The organism is Psychrobacter sp. WY6 (assembly GCF_018448495.1).
Taxonomy (GTDB): domain Bacteria; phylum Pseudomonadota; class Gammaproteobacteria; order Pseudomonadales; family Moraxellaceae; genus Psychrobacter.
The window spans coordinates 1,134,685-1,153,158 of sequence record NZ_CP049902.1; the positions used below are offsets into that span (position 1 = coordinate 1,134,685).

An 18,474-nucleotide genomic window follows, 5' to 3' on the forward strand; every position below is an offset into this window, starting at 1 on the left:
ATTAGATCGTTTGGATTTAGATTATGATGATCCGTTATGCTTCTTATTTTGTCGCGGCACTGCTACCGCTACTGCTGTTTCGTTGGTTTGCACCAGCATCCATTGGTGAGATTGACTTTTGGTTACTCTGGCTATTGGCTATGGTATTGGTATCCTTGCCCGTCGTTTATGCGGAAATTGCCTTAGCCTATCGTAGTGTCGATGCGCCATTAGCAGGGATGCAAAAGCTTACTCGCGAAGCAGATGCCAGCCCAATATGGCGTAGTTTTGGGTGGCTCGCCGCGCTGGTCTCTATTCTGATTGCGGCGTTAGTGATCTCAGGCGCGAGCACAGGTATTTTGGCGGCATTGACGGAGCTTAATAACGCTCCTGCTATACCAGATTTTGCGATCGCTGCTGGCCTGATGGTCATTGCTGTGTTACTCAGTTTATTGGGCGTTGCACCGTTACCGATTGGCCTGGGATTAATGGTGATAGGTTTGTTGCTGGGCGTGGCAAATGGCCTACCCAATATTGACTTTGCGATGACTGATATCAGCTTAAATGAATGGGCGCGTGCAGTCGCATTAGCGTTGGTTAGTGTGGGTGCAGGCACAGGCTTATACTGGTTTGGTCAAAACTTGGTAACCAACCAAGTGGCAACAGCGGTAGACACGGACAATATCAATGCGCAAAAACCTGCTCGCAGCCGTGCGACGAGTGAGTATCGGGCAACCAAATTGGTACTCCCGATTTGGATATTACAATTGATCGTTGGGGTTGTGGCGTTATCTATTAGTGGCATGGCATTGCCACCGATTGGACAGCTATCGTATTGGATAGGGGTGTTATTTGTCGCCAGCTATTTGCTGCATTATAGTACCCAGCAATTAGCGCACAAGTTTGGACTACTGGTCAGTTTGGTATTAACTTTTGTCTTGGCGCTTTTGTTAGTCGTTATCATACCAACTGTTTGGCTGGTCGGACTTTTAGTGATTATTAGCAGCATAGCGGTATTATTGCTGTCTCTTTGCGGGTTGGCAGATGAAAATTAGTCATCTGCGTAAGTCATTAAATTTTGGCAATGAAGCGTTTTATAACTTATGGCGAATAGCGATTCGTTTGATTGTGCCACTAGCACTGTTATTGGCATTGATAGGTTGGGTGATGCAGTGGTTGAGTTAACTGCTAATGGCGTTCAATCTGATAATAATTGTGCGCCGTCATCTGAGCAGACCATGCTAATGACTGTTTATTTGGCATACGCTGAAGATGCAAAATGTCAGCATTATTTAACCCTACAAGTTAATGATGAAACAAGTTTGTATGAGGCATTGAGGCAGGCAGGGTGGTTGGTGAAATTTCCAGCGTTAGCACGTTGGTGTGAGCAATTGGCAGATATTACCACGCCAACGGCGAAGCGTTGGCATGTGGGTATCTATGCACAAAAACAGCCGCTCAGCTATCGCTTGCAGCCTTTTGATCGTATCGAAGTATATCGCAGCTTAAGCGCTGATCCCATGTCTCAGCGCAAAAATAAATCTCGAGTTTAAGCGATGTTGCGCCATCTATCATCAAAGCCGGTTGCCGTTCTTGATTATGAGGCAGGTAGGCTTTCGATACCTTCAATACGATTGACCAAACCATTATTATCAAAGTAGATAATTAAGTGCTGACTGGCATTTTTGACATCAGCAATACCCTTGCGGCTACCTTCTGTCCCTGCTTTGTAATCGTAAATATAATCCCAACGCTTAGGTTCTAAGGTGTCTCTAATAGCTGGGCTACCAAGGATATAAAGGACTTGGTTTTGATTCATACCCACTTGCAGTTTTTGCGCTTGTGCTTGAGTGATGGCAGTGCCTTGTGGCAAATCAATCTTATAAACACTCAATAATGAGCAGCCAGACATAGCGACAGTAGCGCTAAGCATACTGGTTATGACAATCTTGCGTAATACGCTTGCAGGGCTTAACGGACGAAAAGTTAATGTCTTTATCATGGTAAGATGACTCATAAGAAATGAATTAGGCGCAGCCAGAGGTTGTTAATGCGAGTCTGGCCGACAATCTTGGACAAATGATACGTCATTTACTTGCAATTTCCTACCACTTACGACATTATTTACCAAATGCTACCTGAGTCATTTTATTATTTATATTTTAAATTCATAGACTTGCGTTAGGATTATTATAGAAAATAACAGGCTTGGACATGAGGTCAAATCAGCCAGTCTGCTGTTATTAAAATGTTTCATATACTATAAAAAATAATCGTTAACGATTATTTATCTCATATTTTTGGTTCTTTATTTGCTAAGACTGTCACAGTCAGAAGGGATATTATGGCTTCTTTTACCAATCAAGATTTACGTAAAGCGGGATTAAAAGTCACGTTACCTCGCATCAAGATTTTAGAGCTACTGGAGAGTGCAGAGTTGCATCATATGAGTGCTGAGGAGGTTTATAAGGCACTGATAGAGCAAGGTGAGGATGTGGGTTTAGCGACTGTCTACCGAGTGCTGACGCAATTTGAACAGGCTGGTATCGTCGAGCGTCATAACTTCGAAAATAATTTATCGGTGTTTGAAATTACCCAAGAAGGCCATCATGACCATTTGGTTTGTGACGTTTGTGGCAAGATTATAGAGTTTCATAACGAAGTCATCGAAGAAGAGCAACTTAAAGTCGCAGAAAAGCACGGATTTAAATTATCAGGTCATTCATTGGTGCTATACGGTATTTGTAATGACCAAGAGTGTCAGGATAGCATCAAGTAATTTTTTTAATTGGTGAGCATGATCTACCTTTGATATCGTTTTTAGTGCGTTATCGCCATATATAAAATAGGAAAAGCCCTCATAATAATATGAAGGCTTTCTTATAAGTTTTTATGGCAAAAACGAATAATAACGCTCAAAAGCCATGCTTAACTGATATCTAATGATAAGTTATCCGTACCTTCATCCAGATTGGCTGTGCCATTTTTACTGCTGAGTTTGATTTTTAGGCGCAAATCATTAGGAGAGTCAGCATGAAGAATGGCTTCTTTATAGGTGATTTCTCCTTGCTCATATAAGTCAAAAAGAGCCTGATCAAAGGTTTGCATGCCGCTATCCCGAGATCGTGTCATGACATCTTTGATTTCATGAACCTCGCCTTTACGGATATAGTCACTAATCAGCTGTGAATTTAACAAAATTTCGATAGCCGCACGGCGTCCTTTACCATCAGGAGTGGGAATGAGCTGCTGCGCAATAATGGCTTGCAAGTTGAGCGACAAATCCATAAATAACTGATTGTGGCGACTGGTTTCAAAAAAGTGAATGATACGGTCAATCGCTTGGTTGGCGTTGTTGGCGTGTAAGGTTGCAAACACTAAATGCCCTGTCTCAGCGTACTGAATCGCGTAACTCATGACTTCACGGTTACGAATTTCACCAATCAAAATAACATCAGGTGCTTGGCGTAACGTGTTTTTTAGCCCTGCCTCAAATGAATGGGTATCGATACCAACTTCACGCTGGGTAATAATACAACCACGATGTTTGTGGACAAACTCGATAGGATCTTCGATGGTAATGATGTGACCATGCGAGTTTTGATTACGGTGTCCGATCATAGAAGCAAGGGTCGTTGATTTACCTGTACCTGTTGCACCCACAAGCAGAATGATACCGCGTTTTTTCATTGCCAACTCTTTTAACGCGGGCGGCAAACGTAGCTCTTCGACAGTCGGAATTTTATTCTCAATTTTCCGTAAAATCATCCCTGCCATATCACGCTGTATAAAGGCACTGACCCGAAAACGTGCTTGCTGTGCTTCATCAGCAATGGCAAATTGGCACTCGTTGGTCTCTTCAAACTCTTTTTGCTGGTTGGGTGTCATGACGCCTTTGACCAATCGCATGGTTTGCTCAGCAGTTAAAGGCGTTTTACCGACAGGCAGAATTTTGCCATTCACTTTCATGGAAGGCGCTACATCAGCGGTAATAAAAAGGTCCGAGCCATTTTTATTGATCATTAACTGCAATAGTTTATCAATGTCCATATCGTACCTGCATTCGATGTAAATCGATTAAAAAAGTATTTAAAATCATGTTTTAAAAATCGCCAGTAGCAATAAAAGTAAGGCATATCATGGCTTATGAATGCTTGTATTATTGACTCACATATCAATCGTCAATCATTATAAGCCAGTAACGCACGATTAATAATATTACAAGAATGCCTCAGGCTGTTTGGCATAAGGACGGGCTACGTCTTTACTAATGGTGCCTTTCGCTACTAGATTTTTGAGCGTTTGATCCAGTGTAATCATACCTTCACCTGCGCCTGTTTGGATAGCAGAGTACATTTGAGCGATTTTATTTTCACGTATCAAGTTACGGATAGCGGGTGTGCCGAGCATGATTTCATGTGCGGCTACACGTCCGCCTGCTTGACGACGCAAAAGCGTTTGTGAGATAACGGCTTGTAGTGACTCTGATAGCATCGCCCGAATCATGTCTTTTTCTGCGGCGGGGAATACATCAATGACACGGTCAATGGTCTTGGCGGCTGAGCTGGTGTGTAGAGTGCCGAATACTAAGTGACCAGTCTCTGCTGCTGTCAATGCCAAGCGAATGGTCTCAAGGTCACGTAGCTCACCGACCAAAATCACATCGGGATCCTCACGTAGGGCCGAGCGCAATGCAGGCTCGAAACCTAAGGTATCGCGGTGCACCTCACGCTGATTAATCAAGCTCTTTTTGGAATCGTGGACAAATTCGATCGGATCTTCAATGGTCAAGATATGCTCTTTACGGCTCTCGTTGATATAGTCAATCATGGCCGCCAACGTTGTGGACTTACCAGAACCTGTCGGACCCGTGACCAAAACCACACCACGTTTAAAGTCTGACACGCGCTTGAATACATCACCCATCCCTAAGTCTTCCATCGTTAAGACTTTGGACGGAATGGTACGAAAGACAGCGCCCGCCCCACGGTTTTGATTAAAGGCATTTACTCGAAAACGTGCTAGATTAGGAATCTCAAAAAGAAATCCGTCTCATAAAATTCTTCAAAGTCAGCGCGCTGCTTATCGTTCATGATGTCATAAATAAGCTGATGCACAACCTGATGAGTCATCTCTGGCATATTAATACGGGTCATTTCACCATCAACACGTATCATTGCTGGCATACCGGCTGAAATATGTAAATCTGATGCTTTATGCTTAACCGTAAAGCGCAGCAAGTCTTCGATGCTTAAATTGTTTTTTTCAGCCATAATCGGATATTCCTATCAATAAATAAGGGTAGGACAAAGGAGCAAAAAAGGGGAGTGATTATCAATCGATAAACGATCTGATTAAAGTCGGTCACGTTAATAAAGGAGTAGCGATGGTCTTTACCATTACTATTATATTCAGTAGCATATGTTAAACCATGTAACAATATAATAACAAGACTACCGACAATTAACCATCTACTACAACAATAAAATGTAAAATTAGTCATTATGAGTGCCGATTTATTTATAGATTGATGCTTATTGAGTTTTTCTATATTAGAAGACATTTATAAAAAGTTTAACCATAGCTAATAAAAGTTTTATATAAGTCATTAAAAATATAAGTCATTAAAAGTGACTGATTAAAAAATGGATTAAATTATTCTCGTGAGTAATATATGAAAGAAATAGAAAATAACATTGATAGCCAAAATCTTATTGCGAGCTGGCAGCAAGTGAGCAAGCAAATGACTCAAGCGTGTGAGCATGCGGCACGACAAGCAGATAGTGTGACGTTGCTGGCAGTTTCTAAGACCAAACCAGCTGATATGATTGCTACTTTGGCTCAGCAAGGACAGCAGCACTTTGGTGAAAATTATTTGCAAGAAGCCATCGAAAAAATCGATACGCTAAAACGACAGCCAGAAACTAAAGGCATTGTTTGGCATTATATTGGTAGTATCCAGCGCAATAAGACCCGCGATATTGCTGAGCATTTCGATTGGGTACAAACGGTTGAGCGTGACATTATTGCTCAGCGTCTAAACGACCAGCGCCCAGCTGAGCTACCCCCACTGAATGTATTGATTCAGTTGAATATCGATAACGAAGAAAGCAAATCAGGCTGCCTGCCAGCACAGCTACCTGATTTGATAACTGCTATCAAGGGGTATGACAGGTTACAGCTGCGTGGTTTGATGATATTCCTGCTAAGGGAGGTACGGATGCTTTTACCCGTACCAAGCAGTTATTTGATGAGATTAAAGAGACTCATGCAGAGCTAGATGCTTGGGATACACTGAGCATGGGCATGAGCGGTGATATGACAGAGGCGATAGCCAGTGGTTCGACAATGGTGCGCGTTGGTAGCGCCATATTTGGCGCACGAGCTTAAATTTTTATTTATCAGACAGTCTCATCCATTCTGGTCACCAGCATCTGAGTGATTTTGAGATTGTCCGTTGCGATAATTTCAAATCGATAATTGGCATATTCGATAGTATCGGTTTTCTTTGGAATCTTGCGTAGCATGTACATCATAAAGCCACTAATAGTTTCATAGTTCTGACTGCGTGGCAGATTAACGATATCTAAAGCGCGTACGACGTCTTCGATAGGAGTCATGCCATCGATTAGCCACGAGTTGTCAGTACGTTGAACAATGGGCTGCTCCTCCAAGGTGACAAGCTCCCCCATGACGATACTCATCACATCTTTAAGAGTAATGACACCCACTACCAATCCATACTCATTCACGATGACGGCAAAGTCAGCGCCTGTAGATTTAAACATCTCTAACACTTCAAACAAGGACAAAGTGTCAGGAACGAAGAGTGCAGGTTTTAGTAGGGCTTTGTCAGTTAAGCTGACCTCTTGCTGGTTAAGAACCAATGCCAAAAAGCTGCGCGACTCTACATAACCAATAATGTGCTCTAGATCATCTTCCTGACAGACCAAAAACTTGTTATGTGGTTGTTCAATCATCACTTCAACGACTTTTTCAGTGCTCGTTTTGGTATCAAAATAAACAATATTCTCACGTGGATTCATCACCGACGTTACGGTGCGCTCTTGCATATCAAAGATATTTTCTATCAGATGATGTTCTTGTTTTTTGAGCACCAGCTTCAGCACCAGCATCCATGACAGCATAAATATCTTCTGGCGTCATATCGTCTTGTCGTATGGTTGAAATACCCAGTAATTCAAAAATGACATTTGCTGCACCATCAAATATCCAAATCACGGGTTTGAATATAAAAATCAATAGCATCATTGGTCGTACGAGACGTACAGCGATAGCTTCAGTGTTCGACATCGCCAATCGTCTGGGCATTAAATCAGCGAGCAGAGAAAACAAGCTGGTGATCAGCACAAATGATATGACGGATGACACTGCTTCATTCTTCACCAAAAGCTCTAGATAAGGGCTAATAGCTGACTCACCTACCGCACCAGCCGAGATAGCGACGGCATTCAAAACCACTTGTACGACAGTAATAAAACTGCCAGGGTGCTCTTGCATTTTAAGGACGTCAAATGCGCGGACATCCCCTTTTTGCCATGATTTGTAGCTTAATTTTGCGACCAGCAGCGATGGCAATTTCGGCAGCAGATACAAAGGCACTTAGGGCAAGCAATAAAAGAAGAAAGATACTAGCGGTTAGCAAACTCATGACATACTCGGTAAAAATATAGGGATTAAAATAATTGAAATTAAAGAATGAATGGGTTAGAAGTACAAAAAAGAAAGTGTTGTTTATAACAGCTTGGCATTAAAAATCGGTTTATAGAAACTAAAAAGCTGGGTAAGCACCCAGCTAATTATAATAAACTTGATTTTTTATAAAAGTATTGAATTAGCCATGTTGCTCGCGTTCTACATAAAAGTAGGGCAAGCAACAATGGCTAATCTAATTTAGCCTTTTACTGACCATTTATTCACTAATGGATAACGGCGTTCACGTCCAAAGGCTTTATGGCTAATTTTGGTACCGATTGGCGCTTGTAAACGCTTATATTCGCTATTGTCTACCATCTGGATGACTTTTGCGACCAGTTCAGCGTCAAACCCTTTATTAATGATGTCTTGATAGCCCATGTCTTCATCGATGTATGACATTAAGATGCCATCTAATACATAGTCAGGCAAGCTGTCTTGGTCTTTTTGGTCTGGGCGTAACTCAGCAGATGGCGGGCGAGTGATGACACGCTCAGGAGGGTGGGGTGTCTTCCAAGCGGTTGCGATAGCTGGCCAATTTATAAACCTGCGACTTATAAACGTCTTTTAACACATCAAAGCCGCCTGCCATATCACCATATAATGTCGAATAGCCGACTGCTAACTCAGACTTATTACCAGTGGTGATGACTAAGTGCCCAAACTTATTGGACAGCGCCATCAGTACCACACCGCGCGCACGCGCTTGGATATTTTCTTCAGTGGTGTCTGCTGGCGATTTGTTAAATAGTGGGGCTAAGGTATGACGGATGCCTTCAACCGCATCAAAAATAGGACAAACCGTATAAGAAACATTTAAGCGGCGAGCCTGTGCTTGAGCATCTTCTAGACTAATTTGAGAAGTATATTCATAAGGCATCATCACCGCATATACCTTGTCAGCACCCAAAGCATCAACAGCGATACATAGCGTTAAGGCAGAATCAATACCACCTGATAGACCGAGGATAATGCCAGTGAATCCTGAATGGTTAACATAATCACGCAGGCCAACGACCAGTGCTTGATACATCTCTGACTCACGGCTCAGTGTTAATGGCGCTTTAGTTTGACTATTAAACTTAGCAGTTTTGACGTCTAAAGTGGCAAGAAGTAACTGATTCATAAAACGTGGTGCTTCATGCGCAACGCTACCATCAGCTTGCACTGCCATAGAACCACCGTCAAATACCAAGTCGTCTTGACCACCAACGGCATTGACATAGACGATAGGCAAATTATTTTCACGGCTACGCTTAGCCAGCATCGTTTTACGATTGTCTTGTTTTTCGATCTCAAAAGGTGAGGCGTTCAAGCTAATAATCAGATCGGCACCTTGCTTTTTAAGCTCGGCAATAGGGCCTTTTTCCCACAAGTCTTCACAGATGAGCAGACCGATTGTGATGCCTTTATAGTCAAATAAAACTTGGTTACGACCTTTATCAAAATAACGACGCTCATCAAATACGCCATAATTTGGCAAGATTTGCTTATGATAAAAGCCTTTTTGATGACCATTATGCAAGATAGCAGCAGAGTTGAAAGTACCATGATGGTCGACATGTGGATAACCGACAATCATCACGATGTCATCGATATCACTTAAAGTAGACAAGGCGCTTTTGATGCGACCAGATAAGCTTGGGCGTAGTAATAAATCTTGCGGTGGGTAACCTAATAAAGCAAGTTCTGGGAAAATAATGACATCCGCACCTTGCTCGCGAGCTTGCAATGCGAGTGCACGCATTTTTTCCGCATTGGCAGTAATATCACCAACCAAGAAATGCGACTGAGCCAATGCAAAAGTAACGGTTTCTTGGGTTTTATTGGTCTTACTGACCTCAGTTGAGGGAGTTATATGGGATTATCATTGTCTTTTGACATTGTTATTGTTCCTATCGATATATGGTTTAAAATTTGTTGGGTCGTTGTTGATTTAAAATAAAATCAAAGTAAGTCCGAAATTCACTCAAAATAGCACTCTGTCATATCGAATTCTAATAGTGAACCGAGATGATGAGCTTGCTTACGCACAGTATCCAACGTTGTAACCCTCTACAGGTTTGATCTTATGATAGTCTATAGAAGGACGATAAAAGAGGGCTGTAGCGCATCGTCTGAAAAATGTTATATATGTAGAATGATCCAAATAAATAAGAACAAACGAATTTAATGCTATTAAAAAGCTTAAAATAATTGCTTTAGTATAGCATCAATTATCGTTGCAAATAGAACGCGCCAGTGAATTACCTTTCAATAGGTCAGTTTACAGTATGAATGTAAAATATCCTTTTAGTGCATTGTTTTTACATGTTAAATCTATGTGTCAACTTCTATCTATTAATGTCATCATCTAGTAAGCTTATGCAGAGAAAGTTGTAAGTAAAGATTACAACATATCGTTATATCATTGTCGTATTTTACGGCATAATAAGCCGTGATAATCGCTTAATATTTATCTTGCGTTAGTCAAAACTATCGTCCGTAAGTATGTTACGGTATGCTACGATTTGATGCTCTCAAAGCAGGTTTGCTGGCACTGATTGTTTACACCCCTCGCTAATGAATACCGCTAATGGACAGGGTCTTTTTATGGGCACCGTCTGTGAGTTGATCATCACACATTTATAAACTTGCCAGCAAGGTCGCGATAGATCTTCGCTGTCTGCTCTTGGTTTATACGCTATGATTGAAAATTGGACAAAAGAATTTATTATTCAGCGCTTATTGGCTATTACTCTGTTGGTGGTGCTGTTCGTAGTGTTTTCAAGTGGTACAGTTTTTTATTGTACCCGCATTATGGGCGGCGATTTTAGCGTATGTTACCTTTCCTATTTATAACTTTTTTTACGAAAAAGTAAAGCTGAGTCCTAATTTTAGCGCTGCTATTATGACGGTGAGTATCTCCTTAATGATAGGTGTGCCACTGGTTATCGGTATTTTTATTCTACAGCAAGAAGCCTTGAGCCTAATCAGTAACTTGATTTATCGTATAAAAGTGGGCTATTTAGATGTGCCTGATTCTATCAAAGATATGCCTATCATCGGTCAGCAAGTGAAAGATGTGCTGTGGAGAATCAATAAAAACCCAGAAGGGACGTTAGAGGCGTTTCGTATTTGGGTACAGTCACATTTATTATGGCAAAGTAGCATTTGATGTGGTGTTTAGCGGTCTTGCCAAGTTAGGTATGGCGCTGATGACGTTGTTTTTCTTTTATCGTGATGGTACCAGTTTGGTGCGTCAAATTCGCCAAGCACTGCGTAATATCATTGGTAATCGCATCGATGGCTATATTGATTCTGTGGGTACGACCACGCGTGCGGTGGTTTATGGCATTGGTTTGACGGCATTGGCACAAGCACTGCTCGCAGGTGTGGGTTACTACTTCGCTGGTGCACCAAGTCCTATCTTACTCACTATCGTAACCTTTATTATCGCCCTGATTCCGTTTGGCACGCCATTTGTCTGGGGTGGTGTATCCATTTGGTTGTTAAGCCAAGGTCATACTGTAGAAGGGATTGGCTTGGCACTATGGGGCATTTGGTTATCAGTGGGTTGACAATCTCATCCGTCCTTTGTGATAGTGCGCGACCAAAATCCCTTTTATTATTATTTTATTGGTGTATTGGGTGGTCTCCGGCTCTTGTTGGTTGGTGTTTATCGGTCCTGTGGTGTGCAGCCATCGGATTGGCGGTATGGCGAGAATGGATATCGCAGCATAAAAATGAGATATTTGCTCCGCAGGATTTGGTGTTGTCTGACAACCAAACGTTGCCACCAGTCAATGAATCAGAGTAGAGGCACGTAGAGGCACATAGTCATGTTAAATAAGGATACTGCAAACGCTATGCAAAATAGAGCGAATTCTATTGACAGCATTACTATCGTGGCCGATAGCAATATCGCGAGCTTGGATGCGTTTTTTAATGCTTCGATGCTTGGACAGGTATCTGAGCAGACGGTCAATATAATCACCGTCGCTGGACGCGATATCAATGCGCAGTTGCTCGCAGAATTACAACCTGATGTGCTGTTGATACGCTCGGTGACGCCAGTAGGCGAGGCATTGCTAGCCAATAATAACAGCGTAAAATTTGTCGGTTCGGCGACTATCGGTACCGATCATGTCGATCAAGACTATTTAGCGGCGCGAAATATCACTTTCGCCAATGCGGCTGGATGTAGCAAGCATTCTGTTGCGCAGTATGTCTTGACGGCGATTTTGACGTTGCGTCCGCACTATTGGCAGCAATCCACGAAGCCATTAACATTGGGCATCATCGGACTTGGTAATATTGGTAGTACGCTCGCTCAGTATGCCAATGATTTAGGCTGGCAAGTACTAGGCTATGATCCATTACTGCCTGCATCAAATACGAATAATGCCAGCCTTGAGCAAGTGCTTAGCCAAAGCGATGTAGTGAGCTTACATGTGCCTTTAACCGATAAAAAAGATACTACAAACCCTAGTGGCAGTGATTATCCAACAAAGCATTTGATTGACGCAACTACGCTGGCAGTGATGCCTGCGCATACTTTGCTGATTAACAGCGCGCGCGGATCAGTCATTAATGCGCGTGATTTAGAAGCAGATATTGAGCGCACAGATCGCCAAGTAGTGCTCGATGTGTTTGAATTTGAACCAGAGATTTCTGAGAGTTTATTGTCCAAACTGGCTATCGCCACTCCTCATATCGCAGGCTATACGGTCGAAGGTAAGCTGCGTGGTACGCAAATTATCTATGACGCGCTCTGTGAAAAATTGGCAGTGGCACCTGTTCAGTCCATGCATAGTTTACTGCCGCTCAATACTTACCTCTGGTCTGAGCTAAAAGCACATCCAGACAGATTACAGAAGTTTTACGATATCATGCACGATGATGCTGCACTAAGAAGCAAGCTGGCTGACGGTCAAATAAAGGGTGCTGACTTTGATCAGTTACGCCGAGATTATCACTTACGCCGCGAATGGCAGTGGTAAAAGTTAGGCAGCCTTCAACCCTAAAGTAGCATCTGAGAACTTATTCTTATCCTTAAATTGCAGTAAATAATAATGACCCAAGCAAGTAATTCTTCTTCAAAACCCAGCTATGCGCCGACCATGACATTGGCAATGGCTCAGCAGCGTGCGCAATTGATGAGCACCGTTCGTCAGTTTTTCGCCACGCATCAAGTGCTTGAAGTGCAAACACCGCTACTATCGCAGGCTGGCAATACTGATACTTTCTTACAATCAGTCGCCGCGCAAGTGACGTATCAAGATAAACCTTGTACTTATTATCTGCATACTTCACCTGAGTTTGCCATGAAGCGTTTACTTGCCAGCTGGCAAGTGCCTATATATCAAATTTGCTCCGTATTTCGAGATAATGAAATAGGCGTACGCCATAATATCGAATTTACCATGCTTGAGTGGTATCAGCCGAATTATAGTCTGGATGATATGGCGGCTGAATTAGGTGAATTATTAGCGGCGCTTTATGGGCATTCAGTGGTGATGAGTCATTACCGCTATGTTGATGCGTTTATGGATTTTGTCGGCATACATCCGCTGACAGCTAGCCTTGATGCCCTGCAAGCAGTAGCAGAAGATAAGGGTTTGACAGGTTTTGATTTCAATAGTGATTTGGATAACACAGAAGATGGCGAAGCAGATATTCGTCAAAGCTGGCTGGATTTGCTGTTTAGTCATGCGGTCGAGCCAAACTTGGGTCACGACTTACCGACCTTGATTATAGAATATCCACCTGCCACGGCGGCACTGGCAAAAACAGCGGTTGATAAAGAGGGCAATACAGTCGCTAAACGTTTCGAGCTGTATATCAATGGCATCGAGATTGCCAACGCTTATGATGAGCTAGCAGATGGACAAGCGTTAAGAGAACGGTTTGAGCGAGACAATCAACTGCGTAAGCGTCATAACCTACCACAAATGCCAATCGATGAGCATTTATTAGCAGCGTCTGATGCTTTAATACCCTGTAGCGGTATCGCCGTTGGTATCGATAGATTACTTATGGTAATCACAGGCGCGAATAGCTTAGAAGATGTGATTTCTTTTCCAAGCGGTTTGGCCTAGTCGATTATTGAGAGACTTAATATAGTTGCCACTTATTTATTTGACAAGCCTATTAGAAAAAAGCGAGTAACCCATTAGGCTTACTCGCTTTTTTCGTTTTAATCGCTGTAAAGTTGATTCTTATAATTTTGCAATCGCTTCATCAATCGCAGTCTCACCGTTATGCATACTAAACACTTTCTTGATGGTATTATTGGCATTTAAGACGGCTGCCAAAGTAGTCGCCACATCGGCAATTGAGTTTTCACCAGCATTATCAACGTTGACAGTGATTTTACCAGTTGCTTCGCGCTCTTTTAGTGCCCCTGCTTGAACGATAGTGTAGTTAAGGCTACTGTTATTAATCAACCACTGATCCGCATAGTGTTTGCAAATATAGTATTCTTTTAGGTCAGCAATACCAGCATTGTCCCATTTACTGGTGTCTAACGAAAAGACGGTGCTAAGCATAATATAGCGCTTAATGCCTTTGTCCTCTGCGGCTTGCATGGTTTTGACCGCCCCATGTAAATCCACTTCTAAGACGTCTTTACCGCCAGACCCTGCAACGAAATAGACAGCGTCAATGTCTTGATCAATTTGCTTTTGTATAGCCTCTTTTTCGGCAGTGATATCTAAATCGAGTTGGCTATAATTGTCATCGGTAAACAGTTTTTCTTCTTGGCGTGTCGTGCCAACAACTTGATGGTTATCCACTAATAATTGCTTAACTAAATCCGTTCCCACTCGACCACTTGCCCCAATTACTAAAATTTTCATTGTCATTCCTATTCTTATGTACGTTATCGTTGTTATAAAAACTGACTATAGCGTATCAAGAAAAAAAGGCACACTTCGTTATGAAGCGTGCCGATTGCATAGTGTTTGGTTATGGCGTGTATACAGTTTGCAAAGTGGATAAGATCAAAAAATCAAAGACAAAGCGGGTGAAAACTAGCGTACCAACTTGTTTAATCCATCAGCAAAAGCTTTTTTATCACGATCGCCATAAGATTTTTGACCACTCATTTCTTGTAGCTCGAGCACGCCAGTACCGCGCATGGTATCCATAAAATCACGCATATTGAGCTTTTGCTTGATATTATTTTTGTCATAGATCATTCCGCGAGAGGTCAAGACCATACCACCTTTGTCCAAAATATCATTAGCCAAAGGAATGTCGCTAGTAATAGCCAGATCGCCTGGCTGTATTTTCTCAACGATATAATCATCGGCTTTATCAAACCCTGATGGCACCACTGTCATGACAAGCAGTGGTGACTTACGCAGTTTGATCGGCTGATTGGCGACGAATATTGCCATGGTTTGTGTGCGTTCAGCGGTTTTGATAATCAAATCTTTGGCAATCAATGGTACCGAATCGGCATCTACCCAAATCTGCATTATTTCTTAACCTTTTCTGTTTTTGCCGTAGCGTCGATAGCCTGAGTTGTTTGGCTGTCATCGATATTGACTTCTATACTCTCTAAAATATTGTCATTGTTATTGTCAGTAGTGATTAGACTATCTGCCGCTTTTGGCTGGCTATCAATCGCAGATGGTTTTTTCTCAAGTCCCATTTTATTGGGTAGCGTCGCGACGAGCTTGGCCAAAGCAGGTTCTAAGTCGGCAACATCATTGGGCATCAAGGTAATATGCGCAATTTTGCGGTCATCGCGTTCTGCTTTGTGGTAGCTATGATAGTGTGCGCCATCGATATTTAGTACGTCGCTGATATCTGGATATTGTTCCAAGACATTGAGCATAATCGCTGGATGCACGTTGTCGGTATCACCTAATGGCAGATTGACGACGGCGCGGATGTGGTTTTCGAACTGGCTAGTGACAGCGCCTTCAATGCTCCAATGTCCTGAATTATGCACACGCGGCGCAATTTCATTAGCGAGTAGCATGTCATGGCCACGCGCATCTTTGGTCACAAAGAGCTCAAGTGCCATCACACCAACATAGTCTAAGTGGTTCATGATCTTGGTGATGGCATCGGTTGCTTGTTTGAATAAATGACTGGTGCCAACGGCAGGCGCTTGGGTCTTGGCTAAAATACCATTATGATGATGGTTTTCGACCAAATCGTAGCAACGAACCTGACCATTTTGTGCGCGTGCGGCGATAATAGAAAGCTCGCGGCTAAAGTTAATAAAACCTTCTGCAATCAAAGGTGCAGGCGTTGGCGTTAGTGAGCCCTTACCCGTAACTGCATCTTTAAGATTTTGCCATGCCGCCTTGATATCACTGTCTTGTCTAATCACGAACTGACCTTTGCCATCATAACCGCCACGGCTGGTTTTTAGGACGATAGGCAGTCCTAATTCATGACAGGCTTGCTGCAAATCCGCTTCAGAGTTGACAGCCATAAAGGGCACGGTAGCAATATCAAGTGAATTGAACATTTGCTTTTCTTTCAAGCGGTCTTGAGCGATATCAAGCGCAATCAATGGCGGAAACATACCTTGTTTGTTACCTGATTTTGACAGATCAGTCAGCTGTTCAACTGTCGCCGTCGGTGTGTTTTCAAACTCTAAGGTGAAAACATCTGCTGCTGCGATGAAGTCTTCCAATTGATCGCTATGAAAGACGCGACCGTATAGGCTAGCAGGGCAGTCAGCGCTGTCTTCTAAAAACACATTGGTAGCCAAGTGGCATCGCTGCTTCGGCAAGCATCATACCAAGCTGACCACCGCCTAAAATACCGATGGTACGAATGGTTTGGGTAACAGGGTAAGCGTTCGCTGTAGTCATGGCAGGCTCTTTGAGTTAAAAATGAATAATATTTTGGGTGTAATAAAAGGTAAAAAGTCATCTATTAAAATAGGAAAAGGTGCATTACATGCACCTTGTATTAAGTAAAACCCATCTAAAAATAAATATCAAGTAAATAGCCGCTATGTCTCAATAAAGGGATTCAAGAACCGCTATCAAAGACAGGTAATTAGCTATGGATAATGCCGGGCGTTGGGCTAGCAAGGATAGTATCAGTTTGCATTTGGCGCAGATTGTCCAGCTTAGCCGCAATGGTCTCATCATGCAGCGCTAACACTTGAATCGCAAGCAGGGCAGCATTGTAAGCGCCTGCTGAGCCAATCGCTAATGTGCCAACTGCGACGCCTTTAGGCATCTGTACGATAGACAAGAGACTATCCCAACCGCTGAGCATAGAAGATTTTACAGGAACACCAAACACAGGTAACGGCGTTTGACTGGCACACATGCCAGGCAGATGAGCAGCACCACCAGCACCAGCGATGATAACTTGTAGACCGTTATCTTTTGCGCTTTTTGCATAGTCAAACAATCTATCAGGGGTACGGTGTGCTGAAACCACTTCACAATCAAAAGCGATATCAAAGTCTGCGAGCAATTGCGCTGCCGCACTCATAGTTGCCCAATCAGATTGTGATCCCATAATAATGCCAACTTTCGGCTGACCAGCAGGGGAGGAGATAGGGCTGTTTTGATCCATCGTGTTAACAGTAGCTGTTGTGGTGCTCATGCTTTGATATCCTCAAAAAGACCATCATACAAAAGTTTTGTTGCCTTCGTAAAGCCAAGTTTGATTTTTAATAAAACGGGGGCAATAGTACCAATTTTATGGATTGGGGTTTACCGTTTTATCATGGCGATATTGGAGAAAGTTACTGGCTTTTAGTGGCAATGGTTGCTCAGTATTGAGCTGATAACAAGTCAGATATCCGCTGTCTACCGCCGCTGAATAATCAGTACAGGCAACTTGTGAACTCAGTGGCTCAGGCGTGCCAGTTAACCAATAATGACCGACAAATACCGCTTTATCCGTTTTCAGGGCGAAATCAATATTTTCAGCCAACACCTCTTTTGGAATCTGCGCCAATGCTGATGCAGGCGCACGCGCCACCTCATAAAGACGGCGTTTATTCAGCCCGTCAAGCCACCAGCATACTCGCACACGCTTGCGCTCAGTGCCTTCTTTATCGACCATGACCATGCCGTCAGGTAATGCTGTTTCTACACTTTAACACACCCGCTCTAGCGCGTCAAATGGCGCCGTATTTTCTTTGGCAGTGGCGACTAGCCCGTGCGGCGTTAAACAGTTATCGTCAGTCAATAGCGGCTGCAATACCGCCATACTATCGACATCCCAGCAGGCATGAACAAAACAAGCGTCGTCTGTTTCAATCCATAAAGGCAGCTCATATAACCGATTAAGCCAATATTGATGACGCTCTGAGCCAAAAGCTATTTCGGCTAAAAATGCCGCATGTTGGCGTATATGTATGTCATTGTGCGAGCGCAGATATTGGCTGGAGTTATCAGGGTCAAGTGTGGCAAAGGCGAGGGCATTATATTCATGATTACCCATTATCGCATCTGCCACGTTAGCATCTAACATGGCAAAAACAATCTCTAAGGTAGCCAATTGCTGTGGTCCTCGGTCAATCAAGTCGCCGATAAATAACACCCGATGCCCTGCTGGCGGTACAAAGTACGTGCCATTATGAACGTAACCTAGCTGCTCTAATAAGCCAATTAACTTGTCTGCGTAGCCATGAATATCACCGATAACATCTATCATCATAATAATTATCAAATTCTTAAATAGTTTGTTGAGTATAAGTTTGTGCAAAACATAACGCGACGTTAATCATCGCTTAATTACTTAAACTGTCATCATAACCCAAGTGCTCATTTCAATTTTTATCATTGAGCTTCATTAATAAACTTC

At 42.7% G+C, this 18,474-nt stretch carries 13 protein-coding genes and 6 pseudogenes; 7 read left to right on the plus strand and 12 right to left on the minus strand.

Annotated elements, in window-relative coordinates; all coding sequences use genetic code 11:
• The first annotated feature begins 23 nt into the window (after positions 1 to 23).
• Positions 24 to 1,034 (plus strand): hypothetical protein, encoded by a 1,011-nt coding sequence (locus G7Y90_RS05690; protein WP_250163634.1) that lies wholly within the window; start codon positions 24 to 26, stop codon positions 1,032 to 1,034.
• 48 nt (positions 1,035 to 1,082) lie between these two features.
• Positions 1,083 to 1,532: an RnfH family protein gene (locus G7Y90_RS05695; RefSeq protein ID WP_250163635.1), complete on the plus strand. Its 450-nt coding sequence runs from the start codon at positions 1,083 to 1,085 to the stop codon at positions 1,530 to 1,532.
• A 44-nt stretch (positions 1,533 to 1,576) separates the two neighbouring features.
• Here the strand turns inward: G7Y90_RS05695 and G7Y90_RS05700 are convergent, their stop codons facing one another.
• Positions 1,577 to 1,996, minus strand: a complete 420-nt coding sequence (locus G7Y90_RS05700) for an outer membrane protein assembly factor BamE (RefSeq protein WP_045455336.1) — start codon at positions 1,994 to 1,996, stop codon at positions 1,577 to 1,579.
• Between the two features lie 327 nt (positions 1,997 to 2,323).
• On the opposite strand from G7Y90_RS05700, the gene fur reads away from it, so the two are divergent.
• Positions 2,324 to 2,758 (plus strand): ferric iron uptake transcriptional regulator, encoded by a 435-nt coding sequence (gene fur / locus G7Y90_RS05705; RefSeq protein ID WP_055123484.1) that lies wholly within the window; start codon positions 2,324 to 2,326, stop codon positions 2,756 to 2,758.
• A 149-nt stretch (positions 2,759 to 2,907) separates the two neighbouring features.
• Here the strand turns inward: fur and G7Y90_RS05710 are convergent, their stop codons facing one another.
• Positions 2,908 to 4,029, minus strand: a complete 1,122-nt coding sequence (locus tag G7Y90_RS05710; protein WP_250163636.1) for a PilT/PilU family type 4a pilus ATPase — start codon at positions 4,027 to 4,029, stop codon at positions 2,908 to 2,910.
• 168 nt (positions 4,030 to 4,197) lie between these two features.
• Positions 4,198 to 5,252, minus strand: a pseudogene (locus G7Y90_RS05715) (type IV pilus twitching motility protein PilT).
• 401 nt (positions 5,253 to 5,653) lie between these two features.
• Between G7Y90_RS05715 and G7Y90_RS05720 the strand changes: the two are divergent.
• A pseudogene (locus G7Y90_RS05720) lies at positions 5,654 to 6,369 on the plus strand (YggS family pyridoxal phosphate-dependent enzyme).
• Positions 6,370 to 6,380: 11 nt separating this feature from the next.
• On the opposite strand, the gene G7Y90_RS05725 reads toward G7Y90_RS05720, so the two are convergent.
• The 4 genes and pseudogenes from G7Y90_RS05725 to G7Y90_RS05740 all read right to left on the minus strand — a co-directional run bounded on the left by G7Y90_RS05725 (position 6,381) and on the right by G7Y90_RS05740 (position 9,553).
• On the minus strand, positions 6,381 to 7,115 hold the full coding sequence (locus G7Y90_RS05725) for a hemolysin family protein (RefSeq protein WP_250163637.1): 735 nt from the start codon (positions 7,113 to 7,115) through the stop codon (positions 6,381 to 6,383).
• Complete coding sequence (locus tag G7Y90_RS05730) at positions 7,054 to 7,500, minus strand: CNNM domain-containing protein (RefSeq protein WP_250163638.1); 447 nt, start codon at positions 7,498 to 7,500, stop codon at positions 7,054 to 7,056. The genes G7Y90_RS05725 and G7Y90_RS05730 overlap by 62 nt, the downstream gene beginning before the upstream one ends.
• A 10-nt stretch (positions 7,501 to 7,510) precedes the next feature.
• Complete coding sequence (locus G7Y90_RS05735; protein WP_250163639.1) at positions 7,511 to 7,651, minus strand: CNNM domain-containing protein; 141 nt, start codon at positions 7,649 to 7,651, stop codon at positions 7,511 to 7,513.
• Between the two features lie 242 nt (positions 7,652 to 7,893).
• Positions 7,894 to 9,553 (minus strand): annotated as a pseudogene (locus G7Y90_RS05740) (NAD+ synthase).
• An 827-nt stretch (positions 9,554 to 10,380) separates the two neighbouring features.
• Here G7Y90_RS05740 and G7Y90_RS05745 point away from each other — a divergent pair.
• From G7Y90_RS05745 to epmA, 3 genes and pseudogenes are all read left to right on the plus strand, one after another.
• Positions 10,381 to 11,494 (plus strand): annotated as a pseudogene (locus tag G7Y90_RS05745) (AI-2E family transporter).
• Between the two features lie 70 nt (positions 11,495 to 11,564).
• Entirely contained in the window at positions 11,565 to 12,677 is a 1,113-nt protein-coding gene (locus tag G7Y90_RS05750; protein WP_250163942.1) for a 4-phosphoerythronate dehydrogenase, read from the plus strand.
• A 72-nt stretch (positions 12,678 to 12,749) separates the two neighbouring features.
• Positions 12,750 to 13,775, plus strand: coding sequence for an EF-P lysine aminoacylase EpmA (gene epmA, locus G7Y90_RS05755; protein ID WP_250163640.1), 1,026 nt, complete (start codon positions 12,750 to 12,752; stop codon positions 13,773 to 13,775).
• Between the two features lie 120 nt (positions 13,776 to 13,895).
• Here epmA and G7Y90_RS05760 read toward each other — a convergent pair whose 3' ends face one another.
• The 5 genes and pseudogenes from G7Y90_RS05760 to G7Y90_RS05780 all read right to left on the minus strand — a co-directional run bounded on the left by G7Y90_RS05760 (position 13,896) and on the right by G7Y90_RS05780 (position 18,327).
• The gene (locus tag G7Y90_RS05760) at positions 13,896 to 14,534 is read right to left on the minus strand and encodes an NAD(P)H-binding protein (protein ID WP_250163641.1); all 639 of its coding nucleotides are present in this window, start codon (positions 14,532 to 14,534) and stop codon (positions 13,896 to 13,898) included.
• Between the two features lie 174 nt (positions 14,535 to 14,708).
• Positions 14,709 to 15,158 carry a YaiI/YqxD family protein gene (locus G7Y90_RS05765; RefSeq protein ID WP_250163642.1) on the minus strand — a complete coding sequence of 150 codons (450 nt, stop codon included), beginning with the start codon at positions 15,156 to 15,158 and terminating at the stop codon, positions 14,709 to 14,711.
• Positions 15,158 to 16,514: pseudogene (locus G7Y90_RS05770) on the minus strand (5-(carboxyamino)imidazole ribonucleotide synthase). Before G7Y90_RS05770 ends, G7Y90_RS05765 begins: the two are co-directional and overlap by 1 nt.
• Before the next feature lie 190 nt (positions 16,515 to 16,704).
• On the minus strand, positions 16,705 to 17,265 hold the full coding sequence (purE, locus tag G7Y90_RS05775) for a 5-(carboxyamino)imidazole ribonucleotide mutase (RefSeq protein WP_250163643.1): 561 nt from the start codon (positions 17,263 to 17,265) through the stop codon (positions 16,705 to 16,707).
• 96 nt (positions 17,266 to 17,361) lie between these two features.
• A pseudogene (locus G7Y90_RS05780) lies at positions 17,362 to 18,327 on the minus strand (metallophosphoesterase).
• Between the last annotated feature and the right edge of the window lie 147 nt (positions 18,328 to 18,474).

Bases quoted from the DNA above. Each gene is read 5' to 3' on its own strand.
- G7Y90_RS05760 (WP_250163641.1), bottom strand. From the start codon at position 14,534: ATGAAAATTTTAGTAATTGGGGCAAGTGGTCGAGTGGGAACGGATTTA.
- G7Y90_RS05695 (WP_250163635.1), top strand. From the start codon at position 1,083: ATGGCGAATAGCGATTCGTTTGATTGTGCCACTAGCACTGTTATTGGC.
- G7Y90_RS05725 (WP_250163637.1), bottom strand. From the start codon at position 7,115: ATGCTGGTGCTGAAGCTGGTGCTCAAAAAACAAGAACATCATCTGATA.
- purE (WP_250163643.1), bottom strand. From the start codon at position 17,265: ATGAGCACCACAACAGCTACTGTTAACACGATGGATCAAAACAGCCCT.
- G7Y90_RS05765 (WP_250163642.1), bottom strand. From the start codon at position 15,158: ATGCAGATTTGGGTAGATGCCGATTCGGTACCATTGATTGCCAAAGAT.
- G7Y90_RS05710 (WP_250163636.1), bottom strand. From the start codon at position 4,029: ATGGACATTGATAAACTATTGCAGTTAATGATCAATAAAAATGGCTCG.
- fur (WP_055123484.1), top strand. From the start codon at position 2,324: ATGGCTTCTTTTACCAATCAAGATTTACGTAAAGCGGGATTAAAAGTC.
- G7Y90_RS05730 (WP_250163638.1), bottom strand. From the start codon at position 7,500: ATGCAAGAGCACCCTGGCAGTTTTATTACTGTCGTACAAGTGGTTTTG.
- G7Y90_RS05690 (WP_250163634.1), top strand. From the start codon at position 24: ATGATGATCCGTTATGCTTCTTATTTTGTCGCGGCACTGCTACCGCTA.
- epmA (WP_250163640.1), top strand. From the start codon at position 12,750: ATGACCCAAGCAAGTAATTCTTCTTCAAAACCCAGCTATGCGCCGACC.
- G7Y90_RS05735 (WP_250163639.1), bottom strand. From the start codon at position 7,651: ATGAGTTTGCTAACCGCTAGTATCTTTCTTCTTTTATTGCTTGCCCTA.
- G7Y90_RS05700 (WP_045455336.1), bottom strand. From the start codon at position 1,996: ATGAGTCATCTTACCATGATAAAGACATTAACTTTTCGTCCGTTAAGC.